The 15,713-nt window shown below is 71.4% G+C and carries 14 protein-coding genes and 3 pseudogenes; 6 read left to right on the top strand and 11 right to left on the bottom strand.

Annotated features, from left to right (window positions below; all coding sequences use genetic code 11):
• Window positions 1-22: 22 nt before the first annotated feature.
• Genes glsA through ACZZ0J_RS07105 form a run of 3 tightly spaced genes read left to right on the top strand, consistent with a single transcriptional unit; the run spans window position 23 to window position 3,578 of the window.
• Complete coding sequence (gene glsA / locus ACZZ0J_RS07095) at window positions 23-1,030, top strand: glutaminase A (RefSeq protein ID WP_463435937.1); 1,008 nt, start codon at window positions 23-25, stop codon at window positions 1,028-1,030.
• The gene (locus tag ACZZ0J_RS07100; RefSeq protein ID WP_463435939.1) at window positions 1,027-2,706 is read left to right on the top strand and encodes an MFS transporter; all 1,680 of its coding nucleotides are present in this window, start codon (window positions 1,027-1,029) and stop codon (window positions 2,704-2,706) included. Before glsA ends, ACZZ0J_RS07100 begins: the two co-directional genes overlap by 4 nt.
• A 44-nt stretch (window positions 2,707-2,750) precedes the next feature.
• On the top strand, window positions 2,751-3,578 hold the full coding sequence (locus tag ACZZ0J_RS07105) for a class II glutamine amidotransferase (protein WP_463435941.1): 828 nt from the start codon (window positions 2,751-2,753) through the stop codon (window positions 3,576-3,578).
• 12 nt (window positions 3,579-3,590) lie between these two features.
• Here ACZZ0J_RS07105 and ACZZ0J_RS07110 read toward each other — a convergent pair whose 3' ends face one another.
• Window positions 3,591-4,160, bottom strand: a complete 570-nt coding sequence (locus ACZZ0J_RS07110) for a uridine kinase family protein (protein ID WP_463435943.1) — start codon at window positions 4,158-4,160, stop codon at window positions 3,591-3,593.
• 63 nt (window positions 4,161-4,223) lie between these two features.
• On the opposite strand from ACZZ0J_RS07110, the gene ACZZ0J_RS07115 reads away from it, so the two are divergent.
• Window positions 4,224-4,655, top strand: a complete 432-nt coding sequence (locus ACZZ0J_RS07115; protein WP_207896132.1) for a GNAT family N-acetyltransferase — start codon at window positions 4,224-4,226, stop codon at window positions 4,653-4,655.
• Window positions 4,656-4,671: 16 nt separating this feature from the next.
• On the top strand, window positions 4,672-4,824 hold the full coding sequence (locus tag ACZZ0J_RS07120; protein WP_165901367.1) for a hypothetical protein: 153 nt from the start codon (window positions 4,672-4,674) through the stop codon (window positions 4,822-4,824).
• A gap of 7 nt (window positions 4,825-4,831) precedes the next feature.
• On the opposite strand, the pseudogene ACZZ0J_RS07125 reads toward ACZZ0J_RS07120, so the two are convergent.
• The 8 genes and pseudogenes from ACZZ0J_RS07125 to ACZZ0J_RS07160 all read right to left on the bottom strand — a co-directional run.
• Window positions 4,832-5,311, bottom strand: a pseudogene (locus tag ACZZ0J_RS07125) (GNAT family N-acetyltransferase); the annotation flags it as partial.
• Window positions 5,312-5,422: 111 nt separating this feature from the next.
• A complete protein-coding gene (gene sufU / locus ACZZ0J_RS07130; protein WP_463435946.1) occupies window positions 5,423-5,872 on the bottom strand; it encodes a Fe-S cluster assembly sulfur transfer protein SufU in 450 nt (149 codons plus the stop codon).
• Window positions 5,869-7,162 (bottom strand): annotated as a pseudogene (locus tag ACZZ0J_RS07135) (aminotransferase class V-fold PLP-dependent enzyme). Before ACZZ0J_RS07135 ends, sufU begins: the two are co-directional and overlap by 4 nt.
• A 134-nt stretch (window positions 7,163-7,296) precedes the next feature.
• Window positions 7,297-7,551, bottom strand: a complete 255-nt coding sequence (locus ACZZ0J_RS07140) for an antitoxin (protein ID WP_374102075.1) — start codon at window positions 7,549-7,551, stop codon at window positions 7,297-7,299.
• 54 nt (window positions 7,552-7,605) lie between these two features.
• Window positions 7,606-8,889 (bottom strand): chloride channel protein, encoded by a 1,284-nt coding sequence (locus ACZZ0J_RS07145; RefSeq protein WP_463435949.1) that lies wholly within the window; start codon window positions 8,887-8,889, stop codon window positions 7,606-7,608.
• Window positions 8,890-8,949: 60 nt separating this feature from the next.
• Window positions 8,950-11,064 (bottom strand): alpha-galactosidase, encoded by a 2,115-nt coding sequence (locus tag ACZZ0J_RS07150; protein ID WP_463435951.1) that lies wholly within the window; start codon window positions 11,062-11,064, stop codon window positions 8,950-8,952.
• A 14-nt stretch (window positions 11,065-11,078) separates the two neighbouring features.
• Window positions 11,079-11,819, bottom strand: coding sequence for a magnesium and cobalt transport protein CorA (locus tag ACZZ0J_RS07155; protein ID WP_463435953.1), 741 nt, complete (start codon window positions 11,817-11,819; stop codon window positions 11,079-11,081).
• A complete protein-coding gene (locus ACZZ0J_RS07160; RefSeq protein ID WP_463435955.1) occupies window positions 11,720-12,061 on the bottom strand; it encodes a hypothetical protein in 342 nt (113 codons plus the stop codon). The genes ACZZ0J_RS07155 and ACZZ0J_RS07160 overlap by 100 nt, the downstream gene beginning before the upstream one ends.
• Window positions 12,062-12,225: 164 nt before the next feature.
• On the opposite strand from ACZZ0J_RS07160, the gene ACZZ0J_RS07165 reads away from it, so the two are divergent.
• A complete protein-coding gene (locus tag ACZZ0J_RS07165; protein WP_463435957.1) occupies window positions 12,226-13,026 on the top strand; it encodes a tryptophan-rich sensory protein in 801 nt (266 codons plus the stop codon).
• Between the two features lie 64 nt (window positions 13,027-13,090).
• Here ACZZ0J_RS07165 and ald read toward each other — a convergent pair whose 3' ends face one another.
• Together ald and ACZZ0J_RS07175 are read right to left on the bottom strand one after the other, a co-directional pair.
• On the bottom strand, window positions 13,091-14,191 hold the full coding sequence (gene ald, locus ACZZ0J_RS07170; protein ID WP_463435959.1) for an alanine dehydrogenase: 1,101 nt from the start codon (window positions 14,189-14,191) through the stop codon (window positions 13,091-13,093).
• A 128-nt stretch (window positions 14,192-14,319) separates the two neighbouring features.
• A pseudogene (locus ACZZ0J_RS07175) lies at window positions 14,320-15,707 on the bottom strand (FAD-binding oxidoreductase).
• Window positions 15,708-15,713: the final 6 nt, after the last annotated feature.

Here is a 15,713-nt window from a genome sequence, read left to right on the forward strand (position 1 = left end):
CCAGCAGGACGGAGGCGAGCAGATGGACGCACCGACACCTGCAGAGACACGGTTCGTCTCGACCGGCGCCCTGCCGGACGGCCGCCGCGTCGACGAGCTCCTCGCCGAGGCCCGGCAACGGTTCGCGCCCGATGCCACCGGGGTCGTCGCGGACTACATCCCGGCGCTCGCGGGTGCCGATCCCGGACTCTTCGGGCTGAGCGTCGCCGAGGTCACGGGCGCGCGGCACACCGAGGGCGATGCCGGGGTGGAGTTCTCCGTCCAGTCGATCTCGAAGGCGTTCGTCTTCGCCCTCGTCTGCCAGGACCTCGGACACCGTCGCGCGGCGGAGCTCATCGGCGTCAACAACACCGGCCTGCCGTTCGACTCGGTCACGGCGATCGAGTTCAACGGCGGCAGCCCGATGAACCCCATGGTCAACGCCGGCGCCCTGGCCGCGACGGCACTCGTGCCGGGTGCGACGAGTGCGGCGAAGTGGCAGGCGGTGCAGGACGGCCTCTCCGCGTTCGCCGGTCGACCGCTGCGCCTCGACGTCGAGGTGTACGAGTCGGAGGCCGCGACGAACCTCCGGAACCGGAGCATCGCCCGGCTGCTCGAGAGCTACGACCGGCTCGCCTTCGACCCGCTCGCCACGACCGACGTCTACACGAAGCAGTGCTCGCTCGCCGTCACCGCCGAAGACCTCGCCGTGATGGGGGCGACCCTCGCCGACGGCGGCGTCAACCCCGTGACCGGGGAGCGGGTCGTGGACCCCGAGGTCTGCCAGCACGTCCTCGCCGCCATGGCGACGTCCGGGCTGTACGAGCGGTCCGGCGGCTGGCTCTACGACATCGGTCTGCCGGGCAAGAGCGGCGTGAGCGGCGGGATCCTGACGATCGCGCCGGGCAAGGGCGGCCTCGCCACCTTCTCGCCGCCGCTCGACCCCGCCGGCAACAGCGTGCGCGGAGTCCGCGCCACCACCTGGCTGTCCCGGACGCTCGGTCTCAACCTGTTCGCCTCGGCCGACCTGCACCGATCGGAGACACCGTGACCGGCTCCACGACCACCACGACCATCGGCGACACGAAGCGCGCGTCGTGGGCTCCGATGGTCGCCCTCGCACTGGCCCAGGTCCTGATGTCGTTCAACGTCGCAGCGCTCCCGGTGTCCCTGGGTGGGATGGTGCAGGACTTCGGTGTCCCCCCGACGACGGTGAGCACCGGGATCGTGACGTACGGCTTGGTCGTCGCCGCACTCGTGATGACCGGCGCGAAACTCGGTCAGCGCTTCGGTTGGGTCCGGGTGTTCCGGCTCGTCATCGGCGTGTTCCTCGTCGCGATGGTGCTCATGACCATCGCGCCGAACGTCGGCGTCATGATCACGGCACAGGCGCTCGCGGGCGCGTCGGCGGCGATCATCGTCCCCAGCCTCGTCGCGCTGATCGCCGAGAACTACGAGGGGTCCCAGCAGGCGACCGCGGTCGGGTCGCTCGGCTCCGCACGCGCGGCCTCGGGCGTCAGCGCCTTCGTCATCGGTGGTCTGCTCGGCACGTTCATCGGCTGGCGTCCGGTGTTCGCCATCCTCATCGCCCTCGCGGTCGTCGTGTTCGTGCTGAGCTTCCGGCTCCGGTCGGACGCCGGCAACCCGCGCGTGCGCATCGACCTGGTCGGCGCGGTCCTGATCGGGCTCGCCGTGGTCGGGATCACCCTCGGCTTCAACAACATGAACGGGTGGGGGTTCTTCCGGGCCACCGCCGGCGCACCGTTCGACGTCGCGGGGGTGTCCCCGGCACCGATCGTCGTCGTCGTCGGTGTCGTCCTCGGCCAGGCCTTCTTCCTGTGGACGCGACGTCGGGCACGGACCGGCAGGGTGCCCCTGATCAACCTCTCGGTCATCGGCTCGTCGCGGGAGCGCGCGACGATCGCCGCGCTGTTCGTCATCGTCGCCATCGAGGCCGCCGTGAACTTCAGCGTCCCCCTCTACATCCAGATCGTGCAGGGCCGGACGCCGCTGGACACGTCGCTCGCGATGCTCCCCTTCAACCTCACCGTGTTCGTGTCCGCGCTCGTGGTCGTCCGGTTCTACCCCCGGTTCAGTCCGCGGACCATCGCGCGGTTCGGGTTCGTCCTGAGCACCGTCGCGCTGCTCTGGCTCGCCTTTGTCGTGACGAACGACTGGGAGACGGTGCCGACGATCCTCGGTCTCATCGTGTTCGGCACCGGGCAGGGCGCCCTCGTGACCGTCCTGTTCAACGTGCTCGTCACCTCGTCGCCGAAGCAGCTCGCCGGCGACGTCGGTTCCGTGCGCGGCACCGCGCAGAACCTGGCCTCGGCGGTCGGGACGGCGCTCATCGGCGTGGTGCTCGTCACCCTGCTCAGCAGTGGTGTGACACAGGCCGTCGCCCGTGAGACGGTGCTCACCCCTGCGCTGCAGTCGCAGGTCGATCTCGACAGCATCAACTTCACCAGCAACGACGACCTGCGTGCCGTGCTCGCCGAGACCGATGCCACCGCGGCCCAGGTGGACGCGGCGGTCAGGATCAACACCGACGTCCGCCTCCGCACCCTCCGACTCGGGTTCCTCGCACTCGCGGCGATCAGTGCGCTCGCGATCCTGCCGTCGAGCCGGCTGCCCAGGCTGGTGCCGGGGACGATCCCCGAGAGCGCGGCGAACGGCGATGGGTCCGCGGCCCGATCGGCGTCCGAGTCCGATGACGACGATGCCTGACCCACGGCCGCGGGCAGCGCAGACGAGGAGACGCTGATGTGTCGATGGCTGGGGTACGTCGGAGATCCGATCGAGCCGCGCGAGCTGCTCTACGGCACCGAGCGCTCACTGATCGAACAGAGTCGCTTCCACTCCCCGAGACGCCGGCGCCGAACGGCGACGGCACCGGCCTCGGCTGGTACGGGCGTCGCGCGCGACCGACACTGTTCCGGAGCGCCACGCCCGCCTGGGGTGACGAGAACCTGCGGGAGCTCGCGGCCGAGGTGACGAGCGGTCTCTTCCTTGCACACGTCCGAGCAGCGACCGGAACCGCGGTGCAGGAGACGAACAGCCACCCCTTCCGGTACGGCGAACGGCTCTTCGTCCACAACGGCTTCATCGCGGAGTTCCCGACGCTGCGGCGGCAACTCCTCATGGCAGTACGGGAGGACCTGTTCCCGTGCATTCTCGGGTCCACCGACTCGGAGCTCATGTTCCACCTCGCCCTGACGTTCGGGCTCGAGGAGGACCCGATCGGCGGCCTGGAGCGCATGGCCGGGTTCGTGGAGTCGCTCGCGCGCGAGGCGGGCATCGACGCGGCCCTGCAGATGACGATCGGGCTCACCGACGGACACTCGCTGACCGCGGTGCGGTACGCGACTGCGGGCATGGCGAACTCGTTGTTCGTCAGTACCGACGTCGGTGCGGTACGTCAGCTCTACCCTGAGATCGGCCGACTCTCCCACGTCCCCGACAACGCGCGCGTCGTCGTGTCCGAGCCGTTGGCCGCCCTGCCGGGTCTGTGGCGCGAGGTCCCGGCCGGGTCGGCGCTCACGGTGACGGTCGACAGCGATGTCGTCGAGCGCCCCTTCCGGCCGGTCTCGCCGCGGTGAGTCCTCGTCAGGTCACCCTGCAGAGTAGGCGACGGCACCGTCCATCGGGGCGAACTGCGCTTCGAAGTCGCGTTCGTTGGGGATCCACACGTCCCGCCACAGGTCGTCGTGCTCACGTCCGAGCCGGCGGTCGCGGGCCATGCCACGACGAGCAGCGGTGTCGAGGTCCACGTCGCACCAGACCGCCACGTCGATGTGCGGCATCGCGTCGGGGTGAAAGAGGCCGATGAGGTCGACGACCACGACGTCCGTCGTCGGCAGTGGCTCCGCGGGACCGAGCGCTCGGACCGACCAGTCGAACCGCTGGAACGTGCTCGCTCGTCCCGTCCGGTGCGGTTCGAGGACGGACGACGTCAGACGCTCCCGATCGACACCGTCCCAGTCGGCCGACCGCCGGTGGGACCGCTCCGGATCGAGGAAGTCGTCCCCACGGATCCGCACCGCGCCCGGCACCGTCCCGGCGAGACTGCGCGCCAGCGTGGACTTCCCGGAGCCGCAGTACCCCGAGATGCCGACGACGATGGGGTGCCCGGCCGAGGCGCGGCGTGCCGCCACGAGGTCGATGACACCTTCCTGATCCATCGGACCAGCGTACGAGCCGATCACCAGCACGGGATCCGCGCCGACGACTCCTAGGCTCGACGGGTGGACGTCACACTGCGGAACAGCATCCCCGAGGACATCGAGTGGCTTGTGGAGCTGCGTGCGCAGGTCCTCCGTGCAGACCTGGAGCGTCTCGGCCGCTTCGACGCGGTCCGGGTCCGCGGGCGGATGCGTGATGCCTTCGCGCCCGAGCACACCCGGGTCGTCGTGGTCGACGGGTGTGATCGCGGCTCGATCACCGTGCGTCCGGACGCCGACACCCGGTGGATCGAGCACTTCTACCTCGCGCCGGACGTCCAGGGCCGAGGCGTGGGCTCGGTGGTGCTGCGGAGCGTCCTCGACGAACCACACGCCGGACCCGCGCGACTCAACGTCCTCCAGGGCAGCGCCGCGCGCCGGCTCTACGAACGGCACGGTTTCGTCGTGGACACCGAGGACGACGTCGACGTCTTCATGACGCATCGTCACGTCTGAACGATAGGTTCGACGCATGAGCCACGTCCTGCGATCCATCGGCCGGGTGATGCTGACCACGCTGCAGTACCTGGCCGCCGTACTGAGCGCCATCGGTTCCGGCGGTGCCACCGCCCCGGCCCAGCCACCCACCCGATCCACGAAGTCGCGGGACGAGTACCGCCCCTGAGCCGGGCCTACAGCACCTTCGCGTACCACCGGTCCGAGTACGGGTCGTCGTTGAACGGTGCCACCCGCACGAAGCCGAGCCGTTCGTAGAGCGCGCAGGCCTCGGCGAGCGCAGCCCGGGTGTCCAGTCGCAGGGACGCGATCCCCCGCGCACGACACTCCGCCTCGAGCCGGCGCAGGAGCACCGACCCCATGCCCTGCCCACGATGGCTCGGCAGCGTGAACACCTTCGTGAGCTCCGCCACGTCGCCGAGGAACCGGGCGCCGGCACACGCGATCGGCCGTCCACCGTCGGACGCCACCAGGAACACGCCGCTGTCGCCCTCCAGGTCGTCGTACGGCTCGTCGGCCAGTGCGAGATCGACCTCGGCAGGCGTTGCGTCGCGCCCGTACCAGCGCGAGGCCACCTCGGTCAGGTACGTCCGCACCATCAGGTCGGACTCCGCCCCTCCGGGGCGGCGCACCTCGACGATCACTGCTGTCCTCCGTTCGTCGCTCCGGACGCTCGAGACGCTCCCGGCGACGGACGGGAGGCGCGTGGCGGGCCCGCACCGGGCCTCCTGGCCGTCACGTGGTCGCGATCGCGAGCCGCACCCGGCTCAGCGGGACGCCGTCGCCTCACGCGCAGCGGCTTCCGCCGCGACCCAGGCGAGCATGCCGCACTTGACCCGCATGACGAACTTCGAGACGCCGTGGAAGGCGATGAGGTCCTCGAGGACGTCCTCGTCGGGCTTGCCGACGCCGCGGGAGCGCATCATCGTGCGGAACTCGTCGGTCAGTGCGAGGAGCTCCGGGACCGTGCGGCCCACGGCCATGTCGGTGAGGACCGATGCCGAGGCCATCGAGATCGAGCAGCCGTCGCCCTGCCAGGCGAGACCGGCGATGCGGTCGGTGCCCGGTTCGAGGCGGATGCGGACGGTGATCTCGTCGCCGCACGTGGGGTTGCGCTCGAAGTGCGAGGCGTCGGCGTCGGGCAGGTCGCCGTCGCCGTGCCGGGCCTTCGCGTGGTCGAGGATGACCTGCTGGTACAGGCTGTCGAGGGCGTTCACGCGGTCGCTCCGAAGTAGCCGCGGACCTCGCCGACGGCCGCGATGAACCGGTCGACGTCGTGCTCGGTCGTGTAGACGTAGGTGCTCGCGCGGCTGGTGGCGACCAGGCCGAGTCGGCGGTGCAGGGGTTGGGCGCAGTGGTGCCCCGAGCGGACGGCGATGCCCTGCGCGTCGAGGTACTGCGACACGTCGTGGGCGTGCACGCCGTCGACGTCGAACGACACCAGGCCCGGATCGCGGGACGCCAACCGGTGGACCGACCACGCGGATACCGGGGACGGCGGCCAGGCCGTCGAGCATGCGCCGGGCGAGGTGCTCCTCGTGCGCGCGGACCCGCTCCATGCCGATGCCCTGCAGGTAGCGGACGGCCTCGGCAAGGGCGACGGCCTGCGAGACGGGCTGCGTGCCGGCCTCGAACCGCTCGGGCGCCGGCATGAACTCCGACGCCTGCATGGTCACGGTGGTGATCATGGACCCACCGGTGCGGAACGGGGGCAACGCGTTCAACAGCTCACTGCGGCCCCAGAGCACGCCGATGCCGTTCGGGCCGAGCATCTTGTGCCCGGAGAACGCCGCGAAGTCGACGCCGAGCTGCTGCACGTCGAGCGGCCGGTGCGGCGCGGACTGGCAGGCGTCGAGGACGACCAGTGCGCCACGGGCGTGGGCGAGACCGACGATCTGCTCGACGGGGGCGACCATGCCGGTGACGTTCGAGACGTGCGCGAACGCGACGACCTTGGTGTGGTCGGTGATCAGGGCTGCGGCGTCCTCGGCGGTCCAGGTGCCGTCGTCGGCGACCGGGACCCAGCGGAGCGTCGCGCCGGTGAGCGCGGCGAGTTCCTGCCAGGGCACCAGGTTCGCGTGGTGCTCGGCCTCGGTGACCAGGATCTCGTCGCCCGGTCCGATGCGGAAGCGGGCGGCGTCGACCCCGCCGCGGCCACGGCTGGCGTTCGCGATGCCGTAGGCGACGAGGTTGAGCGCGTCGGTGGCGTTCGCGGTCCAGACGACCTCGCTCGGACCGGCAGCGCCGATGAAGTCGGCGACGGTGGCACGGGCGTCCTCGTAGGCATCGGTGCTCAGCGCCGCGAGCGTGTGCGCGCCGCGGTGCACGGCGGCGTTGTCGTGCTCGAGGAACCGGCGCTCGGCGTCGAGGACCTGGGTCGGGCGTTCCGCCGTCGCCCCGGAGTCCAGGTACGCCAACGGTTGCCCGTTCACGTCCTGCGCGAGGATCGGGAAGTCCGACTTGATCGTCTCGACCTCGGCCTCGGTGAGCGGCTGGTTCGGCGCCACGACTGTCACGTCTCGTCCTCCTGGTGTTGCTGTCCGGAGCAACCCGTCAATGGTGGCCGTTGTTCCCGATGGCGTCCAGTCGGCACCGCAACGGCCCAGGACCGCGCCGGGTCCTGGGCCGTCGCACGGTGGGGCTACTCGTTGCCGATCTTCTTGTCCGCAGCGTCGCGGGCACCGTCGATCTTGTCGTCGTACTTGCCGCCGGTGGCCTTCTTGACCGCGTCGGCGACGCCCCCGAGGACCTTGTCGCTGATGTCCTCGGCCTTCTCGCTCTTCAGGGCGTCCTGGACCTTGTTGTCCTTCAGGAAGTCCTGGGCCTTCTTCGTGATGTCGTCGAACCCCGCCATGGCCTGCTCCTCAGCTCGGTGCGGAGCCCGTCGCTCCGTCATGCCGCAGATGGTAGGCCGCGGAGCCGCCGTCTGTCCCGGAACGTGACGAAGTGTTCACACCATCCGTGCGCTGCGTCGACGTGCCAGGACGTACCCGACCGCGACCGCCCCGGACACCGCGAGCAGCGACGGGATGAGGATGTCGGTGCCCTCCTGCGTGAACTCGACCACCAGGACGAGCGCCGTGAACGGGGCCCGCATCGTGGTCGCCAGGAACGCCGCGGCGCCGACGAACGCGAAGGCCGCCAGGCCCGGGCCGTCAGCCGGCCAGAGCAGGAGCCACGCGCCACCGAGGCCGCCGCCGATCGCCGAACCGATCGCGATCGACGGCGTCAGGGTGCCGCCGACCGCGCCGGCACCGATGGTGGCCGACGTGGTGATCGTGCGGACGACGCCGAGCAGCAGGAGCAGCACGATCGGCGCCAGGCCGGCGACGGTGCCGTCGTCGAGCGAGGCGTTCATGGCGACGAGGCCCAACGCCCGCCCGTTGCCGAGGATCTCGGGGAACGGCACCGCGATGAGCCCGACCATCGCGAACACCACCGGCAGCACGACGAGCAGGTGCCAGCCCTTGGGCGCGATGCCCTGCAGCCGGTTGGTGAGCTTCACGAACCCGACGCCGGCCAGGCCGAGGACCGGCCCGACGATGATCGCCCAGACGAGCAGCGACGGCGACATGTGCATCGCCGGCACGTGGTAGAGCACCTCGTCCGGGATCACGAGCCGGGCGACGAACGCGGCGACGGCACTCGTGGCGAACGCGGGCAGGGCCGTGGCGAAGCTGATCTCGCCGAGCAGGACCTCGACGGCGAACAGCGCACCGCCGAGCGGGACGTCGTACACCGCGGCGAGACCCGCCGCCGCTCCGCAGGCGACCAGGATCTTCGTCTCGCGCGGAGTGAGACCGGCACGACGGGTGACGAGCTGGGAGAGCCAGGCGCCGACCTCGCGCGGGGCGACCTCCTTGCCGATCGAGGCGCCGAGACCGACCGCCAGGATCTGCACCCCGGCGTTCGCCAGGGTCGCGAGTGCGGGCATCCGCTTGCCGCCGACCGCCGCGGTGACCGACACGATCGGACGCCCCCAGCGCCGGAGCGCCCACCAGGCGACGCCCGTCAGGACACCGGCGGCCACGAGCGCGAGGAACCGGTTCAGCGCCGACGGGGCGTCCGCCGCCTCGAGGTGCCCCCCGAAGCCGTACCCGAAGGCCACGAACTGGATGAGCTGCAACGCGAGCCACACGGCGATGCCGGCGATGCCGCCGGAGACGCCCACCAGGGCGGTGACGACGGCGAGCTTGAGCGCCCAGACGGGGGTCGCGTGTCCGGAGCGCGGCATGTCGAAAACCCTAGCGGCTCCGATCACCGGCACCGGGCCTCCCGGTCGTCCCACCTGCCGTCAGACGGCCGTCAGACGGAACGGGACCACGCAGTCGGCGGGCATGAGCGGCGGGTGCAGGCCGACCGTGCCGAGCACGCGACCGCTGAACACCCGTGCGCCGCTCCACCAGTCCGGTCGGACGATCCCGTGCCCGTCGCCGACCACGATCGGATCGACGCGGTACGAGGCGTCCGGGTCGAGGTCGCGGAAGGTGACCCGACCGGTGCCGGACACCTCGGACCGCCCGATGCTCGCCAGGAAGAAGACGGCCTGCTGCCGGTCCGGCGTGACCGTGCCGTACACGAGCCGGGAGTCGTCGACCTCGTCCATGCGCACCAGGTCGCCGCCGTGCAGCAGCCCGCGCAGCTCCTTGTACAGCGCGATCCACTCCGCCAGCGACGCCGACTCCTCCGCCGTGGCCTCGGTGAGGTCCCACTCGATGCCCAGGTGCCCGACGAGCGCGGTGCCGGCCCGGAAGGCCAGGTCGTGCACGCGGCCCGTCGAGTGGTTCCTGCCGCTCGCGATGTGCGCGCCGAGGAGTTCCGGGGGCAGGAGCTGCTGCGTCCACCGGTGCATCTGCTGCCGCTCGAGGGGGTCGATGTCGTCGGACACCCAGACACGGTCGGTGTGCTCGACCACGCCGAGGTCGACCCGTGCGCCGCCCGACGCGCACGATTCGATCTCGAGCGTCGGGAAGCGCTCCTTCAGGGTCGCCATCAGCCGGTACGTCGCCAGGGTCTGCTCGTGCACCGCCGCGCCGGCACCGGGGAACCCGGCCTCCACCAGGTCGCGGTTGTGGTCCCACTTGACGGAGTCGATGCCGTACTCGCCGATGATCGCCGTCATCCGCTCGAGCACGTACTCGTACGCCTCGGGGATCGCCAGGTCGAGCACCTGCTGGTCGCGGGACCGCATCGGCAGTCGGCCGTCCGCCTGCATGATCCACTCCGGGTGGGCGCGGGCGAGGTCGCTGTCCTCGTTCACCATCTCGGGTTCGAACCACAGGCCGAACTCCATGCCGAGCGCCCGGACACGGTCCACGATCGGGCCCAGACCGTCGGGCCAGACGTCCTCGTCGACGTACCAGTCGCCCAGCCCGAGGTGGTCGTTCCGGCGGCCGCGGAACCACCCGTCGTCGAGCACGTACCGCTCGACGCCGAGGGCCGCGGCGCGCTCCGCCAGATCGGTCAGCCGGGCGAGGTCGTGGTCGAAGTACACGGCCTCCCAGACGTTGATCGTCATCGGCCGCGGGGTCGTCGGGTGCTGCGGCCGGCTGCGGAGCCACTGGTGGAAGCGTCGGGCCTGGTCGTCGAGCCCGTCACCGTGGGCGAACCACACCCACGGCCCCTCGTACGTCTCGCCCGTGCCGAGCCGGACCTCGCCCGGCAGCAGCAGTTCACCTCCGCCGATCACCTGGCGCCCGGTCGACAGGCGTTCGGCGTGGTGCCGGTGGTTCCCGCTCCACCCGGTGTGCACGCCCCACACCTGACCGCGGGCGAAGCCGAAGCCGGGCTCCCCCACCGTCAGGACGGTCGCGGCGTCGGCACCGGTCCGGCCCTTCCGGCTCTCGCGCTGGTGGGTGCCGACGACGAGCTCGCGGCGCTGCGGGGTGCGTTCCTTGCCCCATCGGCCGGCGAAGTCCAGGACCTCGCGCGCACCGGACGGGATCGGCATCGCCACCGTCAGGTCGTCCACCGTGTAGACGCCGTCGGCGGTGTTCGTGACGGCAGCCCGGGCACGGACGAGTCCGGAGACGAGCACCTCGATCGTCAGCCGGACGGCGAGCCCCGCGGTGTCGTCGGCAGCCTCGGCCGTGACGGTCGTGTCGGTCACGTCGAGCGACCGCACGGTGAACGCCGGCGACCAGTCGTGGCCGTCGCGGTGTCCGGCCAGGCCGGGTCGTCCGCTCCACCCGCGGTTCGGCTCCGGCAGCACGGCGACACGGACGGGGTCGTCCATCTCGTTCTGGGCCACGGGGGCGACGTCCGCGTCGGCGAGTGCGACGAGCGCGTCGTCGTCGAGTGGTCCGAGGGCTGCTCCCCAGTGCACCGCCGCGGGCAGCGCGTCGTCACGGCAGTCGAGGACGAGGGAGACGCCACCGGCGGTCAGGTGGACGAGGTCGGACGAGGTCACGGCCCCAGTCTTCCTCAGAACCAGCGCTTGACCTTGAACACGACCCACAGGATCGCGGCGAACAGGACCATCCCCACGATCGACAGCGGGTAGCCCCAGGTCCACGTCAGCTCGGGCATGTGCGTGAAGTTCATGCCGTAGATGGCGGCGATGAGCGTCGGGGCGAACAGGATCGCCGCCCAGCCGGAGATCCGCTTCGTGTCGTCGTTCTGCTTCTGTGCCGCCAGGGTGGAGTCGACGGTCAGCGCGTTCTGCAGCAGCTGCCGGAACGTGTCCAGCCGCTCCACCGTGCGGATGGCGTGGTCGAGGACGTCGCGGAACCGGCGCTGCATCTCGATCGGCAGGTGGTACTTCTCGGCGCCGCGGTGCAGGTTCTCGATGATGTGGATGAGCGGGCGGGCCGCACGCTGGAAGTCGACGACCTCGCCGAAGAGTTCGTAGATGCGCCGCGAGACCCCGGCCTCGCCCGCGAACAGCTGGTCCTCGATCTGGTTGATGTCCTCTTCCAGCCCGTCGATCACCGGCACGTAGCCGTCGACGATCGTGTCCATGAGCGCCCAGAGCTGCGCCTGCGGTCCGACCGTCACCAGGCCGGGCTTGCCGCTCATCCGCTGCAGCGCTCGCGGAACGGTCGGCTTGCCGCGCGGGTCGGCCTTCACCACGACGAGGAAGAAGTCCTCTCCGACGAAGGCGTGCACCTCACCGAACGCCACCTCTTCCTGCCCGTCGTTGTAGAGCGCGGGCTTGAGGACCACGAAGAGCGTCGAGCCGTACCGCTCGAGCTTCGGTCGCTGGTGCCCTCGGCGGAGTCCTCGACCGCGAGCTCGTGCAGGCCGAGCGCGACCGCGACGTCGCCGAGCTCCTGCGCGTCCGGTTGGTACAGCACGATGCACGCGCTCGCGCCCTGCTCGTCGAGCATCCGGAAGGTGTCGTCCAGCGACGGACTCGCCATCGGGGCGATCCGGTCGACGTACACGGTGTTCATCTCGACGCTCACGCGACCACCGTACGCAGGTGACCGGCTTTCGGACGGGAGGCCCGTGGCGGGCCCGCCACGGGCCTCCCGTCCGCCGTCCCCCACAGGCTGAACGCACGCTGCGCACCCGACAGGACCGCCCGCCTACGGTGCAGGTGATCAGCATGCTGACGAAAGGAACGGTCATGAAGAGGATCTGGAAGCGCATCGCGGTCGCCGTGAGTGCCGTCGTCGCGGTGGTCGGGGCGTTCGTCGGGTCCGGCGCGGCCGGCGGGACACCGATCCAGGACGCTGCCGGCGGCGCGCTGTCTGCGTCGTCGACCGCCATCGCGCCGGACGGTCCGGCGTTCTCGATCTGGAGCGTCGTCTACGTCGGCCTCATCGCCTACGCCATCCGCCAACTCTTCCGCACGTCGGACGATGACCGGCACGCGAAGCTGGCGGTGCCGGCGATCCTGTCGCTGCTGCTCAACGCGGCGTGGATCCTGTCGGTGCAGTTCGGGTTCCTGTGGGCGAGCGAGCCGATCATCGTGGCCCTGCTCGCGGTGTTGGTCTGGACGTTCACGATCCTGCGGCGGACGAAGCCGTCCGGCGTCGTCGAGGCGATCGTCACCGACGGCACGTTCGGCCTCTACCTCGGGTGGGTGTGCGTCGCGACGGCGGCGAACACGGCCGCGGTGCTGACGGCAGCGGGCTTCCGGGGCTTCGACCTCGGGCAGGACGTCTGGGGTGTGCTCGTCGCAGCGCTGGCCGGGCTCGTCGGGCTGCTCCTGGCCGTGTGGGGTCGGGGTCGCCTCGCGCCGATGCTCTCCCTGGCCTGGGGACTGGCGTGGGTGGCGGTCGCCCGGCTCGACGGTCCGCTGGTGTCGACGCCGACCGCCGTGGCCGCGGTGGTCGCAGCCGCCGCCGTCGTGGTGGTGACGGTCGCCGTGCGGGCGCGGGCGGGGTGGTCCGGCGCGCGTGGCCTGGCCCGAGTCTCGGGCTGAGCGACACTTCTCGGGCGCTCGGCTGCGAGAACTGTCGCCCAGCCCGAGTCTCGGGACTCGGGCTCTACCGCGCGGACGCCAGCAAGCCGTGCGCAGCCGCCACGGCCTCGTTCGTGACCTGGCCGGCGTGCACGTTCAGGCCGAGGGCGAGCGACGGGTCGGCGGCCAGCGCGGCCTCCCACCCCCGGTCGGCGATCGCGACGGCGTACGGCAGCGTCGCGTTCGTCAGCGAGATCGTGCTCGTGCGCGGGACGGCGCCGGGCATGTTCGCCACGCAGTAGTACACGGTGTCGTGCACCGCGAACGTCGGCTCGTCGTGGGTGGTCGGGTGCGAGCCCTCGAAGCAGCCGCCCTGGTCGATCGCGATGTCGACGAGCACCGATCCCGGCCGCATGTCCGCGACCATGGCGTCGGTGACGAGCTTCGGCGCGGACGCCCCGGGGATGAGCACCGATCCGATCACCAGGTCGGCCTCTCTGAGTTCTGCAGCGATGGCGTGCGCCGACGACCGCAGCGTCGTGATCCGCCCGTCGAACCGGGCATCGAGCGCGCGCAGGCGGGGCAGGCTGATGTCGAAGACCGTCACGTCGGCCCCCATCCCGAGCGCCATCGTCGCGGCGTGCTCCCCCGCGACGCCACCGCCGATCACGACGACGCGGCCCTTCGGTGTTCCGGGCACCCCACCGAGCAGCAGCCCGCGTCCGCCGTTCGTGCGCATCAGGTTGTAGGCGCCGACCTGGGCGGACAGCCGCCCGGCGACCTCGGACATCGGCGACAGCAGGGGCAGCGAGCGGTCCGGCAGCTGCACGGTCTCGTAGGCGATCGCGGTGGCCCCGGAGTCGATGAGTGCATCGGTCAGCGGACGGTCGGCCGCCAGGTGCAGGTACGTGAAGAGCACCTGGCCCGGACGGATGAGCGGGTACTCGGACGCCACCGGCTCCTTGACCTTCAGGATCAGCTCGGCGCGCGCCCAGACCTCGTCCGCGGTGTCGACGATCTCGGCGCCCGCGGCGCGGTACTCGTCGTCGGGGAACGCCGACCCGGTGCCGGCCCCGGCCTGCACCAGGGCCTGGTGGCCGTGCAGCGCCAGCTCCGCGACACCCGCCGGGGTGGCCGCCACGCGGTACTCGTTGTTCTTGATCTCGGTGGGGACGCCGATGCGCATCGCAGACTCCTTCGTGGGTGGTGCTCTCGTCCACACCATTCAGCGCCGGATTCGTTGCGGTGACGTTACGGCCGAATGTTCGAACGATGCGCGGCACATCCGTGCGATCGGATTCGGCGGGCGGCCACTCAGAAGACCTTTCCCGGGTTCAGGATACCTGCCGGGTCGAACACCCGTCGGATCCCCCGCTGCAGCTCGAGGACGTCGTCCCCGAGCTCGTCACCGATCCACCGACGCTTCAACACCCCCACCCCGTGCTCGCCGGTCAGGGTCCCGCCCAGCTCGATCGCCGCCCGGAACATCGCATCGGCGGCCTCCCAGACGTGAGCAGGCACCTCGTCGCCGTCGAAGACGAAGTTCGGGTGCAGGTTGCCGTCACCGGCGTGCGCCACGGTCGGGATCGGGACGCCGTGTTCGCGGCCGATCTCCTCCACGCGGGCGAACATCTCGGCGAGCCGGCTGCGCGGCACCGCGACGTCCTCGATGAGCACCCGACCGCGCGACTCCATCGCGGCGTGGAAGGACCGGCGGATCGTCAGCAGGCGCTCGCGTTCCGCCGCCGACCCGGCCAGGTGCACGGTTCCGCCCTCGGCCTGGAGGCGCGGCACGGCTCCCAGCGCCGCTTCGGTCGCGCCCGGACCGTCGAACTCCACGAGCAGGAAGACCCCGCCCGCCGCGGTGCTCCCCACCGTCTCGACGATCACCTCGGATCCGAGGTACGCCGCGATCCCCTCGAGGGCCAGAGCGTCCAGCAACTCGACCGTCGAGGGCCGATCCGCTCCCGCCACCACGGCCGCTGCCGCGGCGGCGGCCTGCTGCACGGTCGGGTAGACGGCCCCGAGGGTCGCGGGCTCCCCGCCGGGATCGGGACGAGTCGGACCGTCGCGCCGACGATGACACCGAGCGTGCCCTCGGACCCGACGAGCAACGCCGTCAGGTCGAGACCGGTCACCCCCTTGACGGTGCGGTGGCCGGTCGACACGAGCCGCCCGTCCGCCAGCACGACGTCGAGCCCGAGCACGGCCTCGCGCGTGACGCCGTACTTCACGCACCGCAGGCCACCGGCATTGGTGGCGATGTTGCCGCCGACGCTCGCGATCGCCGCACTCGCCGGGTCCGGTGCGAAGCGCAGCCCGTGCTCGGCGACGGCGGCGTTCAGCGCACCGTTGAGCACCCCGGGTTCGACGACGGCGAGTTCGTCCTCGACGGACACCTCGACGATGCGGTCCATCCGCGCGACACTGAGCACCACCGTGCCCTCGGTGCCGTTCGCGCCACCCGCCAGACCGGTGCCGGCGCCGCGCGGGACGACGGGGACGCCCAGGGCCGAGCAGGTGCGGAGTGTGGCCTGCACGTGCTCGACGGTGCGGGCCTCGACGACCGCGACCGGATCGCCGGGTGCGATCCAGCCGGACTTGTCGGTCCGCGCGGCGTCGAGCACGCCCGGTTCGGTCCGGACGACGGTGCCGTCGGGGTCCTGCAGGGCGGCGCGGAGCGCGGTGACGACGGTGTCCATGCCGTC

Source organism: Curtobacterium sp. AC272, assembly GCF_979258155.1.

Bases quoted from the DNA above. Each gene is read 5' to 3' on its own strand.
- glsA (WP_463435937.1), top strand. From the start codon at position 23: ATGGACGCACCGACACCTGCAGAGACACGGTTCGTCTCGACCGGCGCC.
- ACZZ0J_RS07105 (WP_463435941.1), top strand. From the start codon at position 2,751: ATGGCTGGGGTACGTCGGAGATCCGATCGAGCCGCGCGAGCTGCTCTA.
- ACZZ0J_RS07110 (WP_463435943.1), bottom strand. From the start codon at position 4,160: ATGGATCAGGAAGGTGTCATCGACCTCGTGGCGGCACGCCGCGCCTCG.
- ACZZ0J_RS07120 (WP_165901367.1), top strand. From the start codon at position 4,672: ATGAGCCACGTCCTGCGATCCATCGGCCGGGTGATGCTGACCACGCTG.
- ACZZ0J_RS07140 (WP_374102075.1), bottom strand. From the start codon at position 7,551: ATGACGGAGCGACGGGCTCCGCACCGAGCTGAGGAGCAGGCCATGGCG.
- ACZZ0J_RS07145 (WP_463435949.1), bottom strand. From the start codon at position 8,889: ATGCCGCGCTCCGGACACGCGACCCCCGTCTGGGCGCTCAAGCTCGCC.
- ACZZ0J_RS07165 (WP_463435957.1), top strand. From the start codon at position 12,226: ATGAAGAGGATCTGGAAGCGCATCGCGGTCGCCGTGAGTGCCGTCGTC.
- ald (WP_463435959.1), bottom strand. From the start codon at position 14,191: ATGCGCATCGGCGTCCCCACCGAGATCAAGAACAACGAGTACCGCGTG.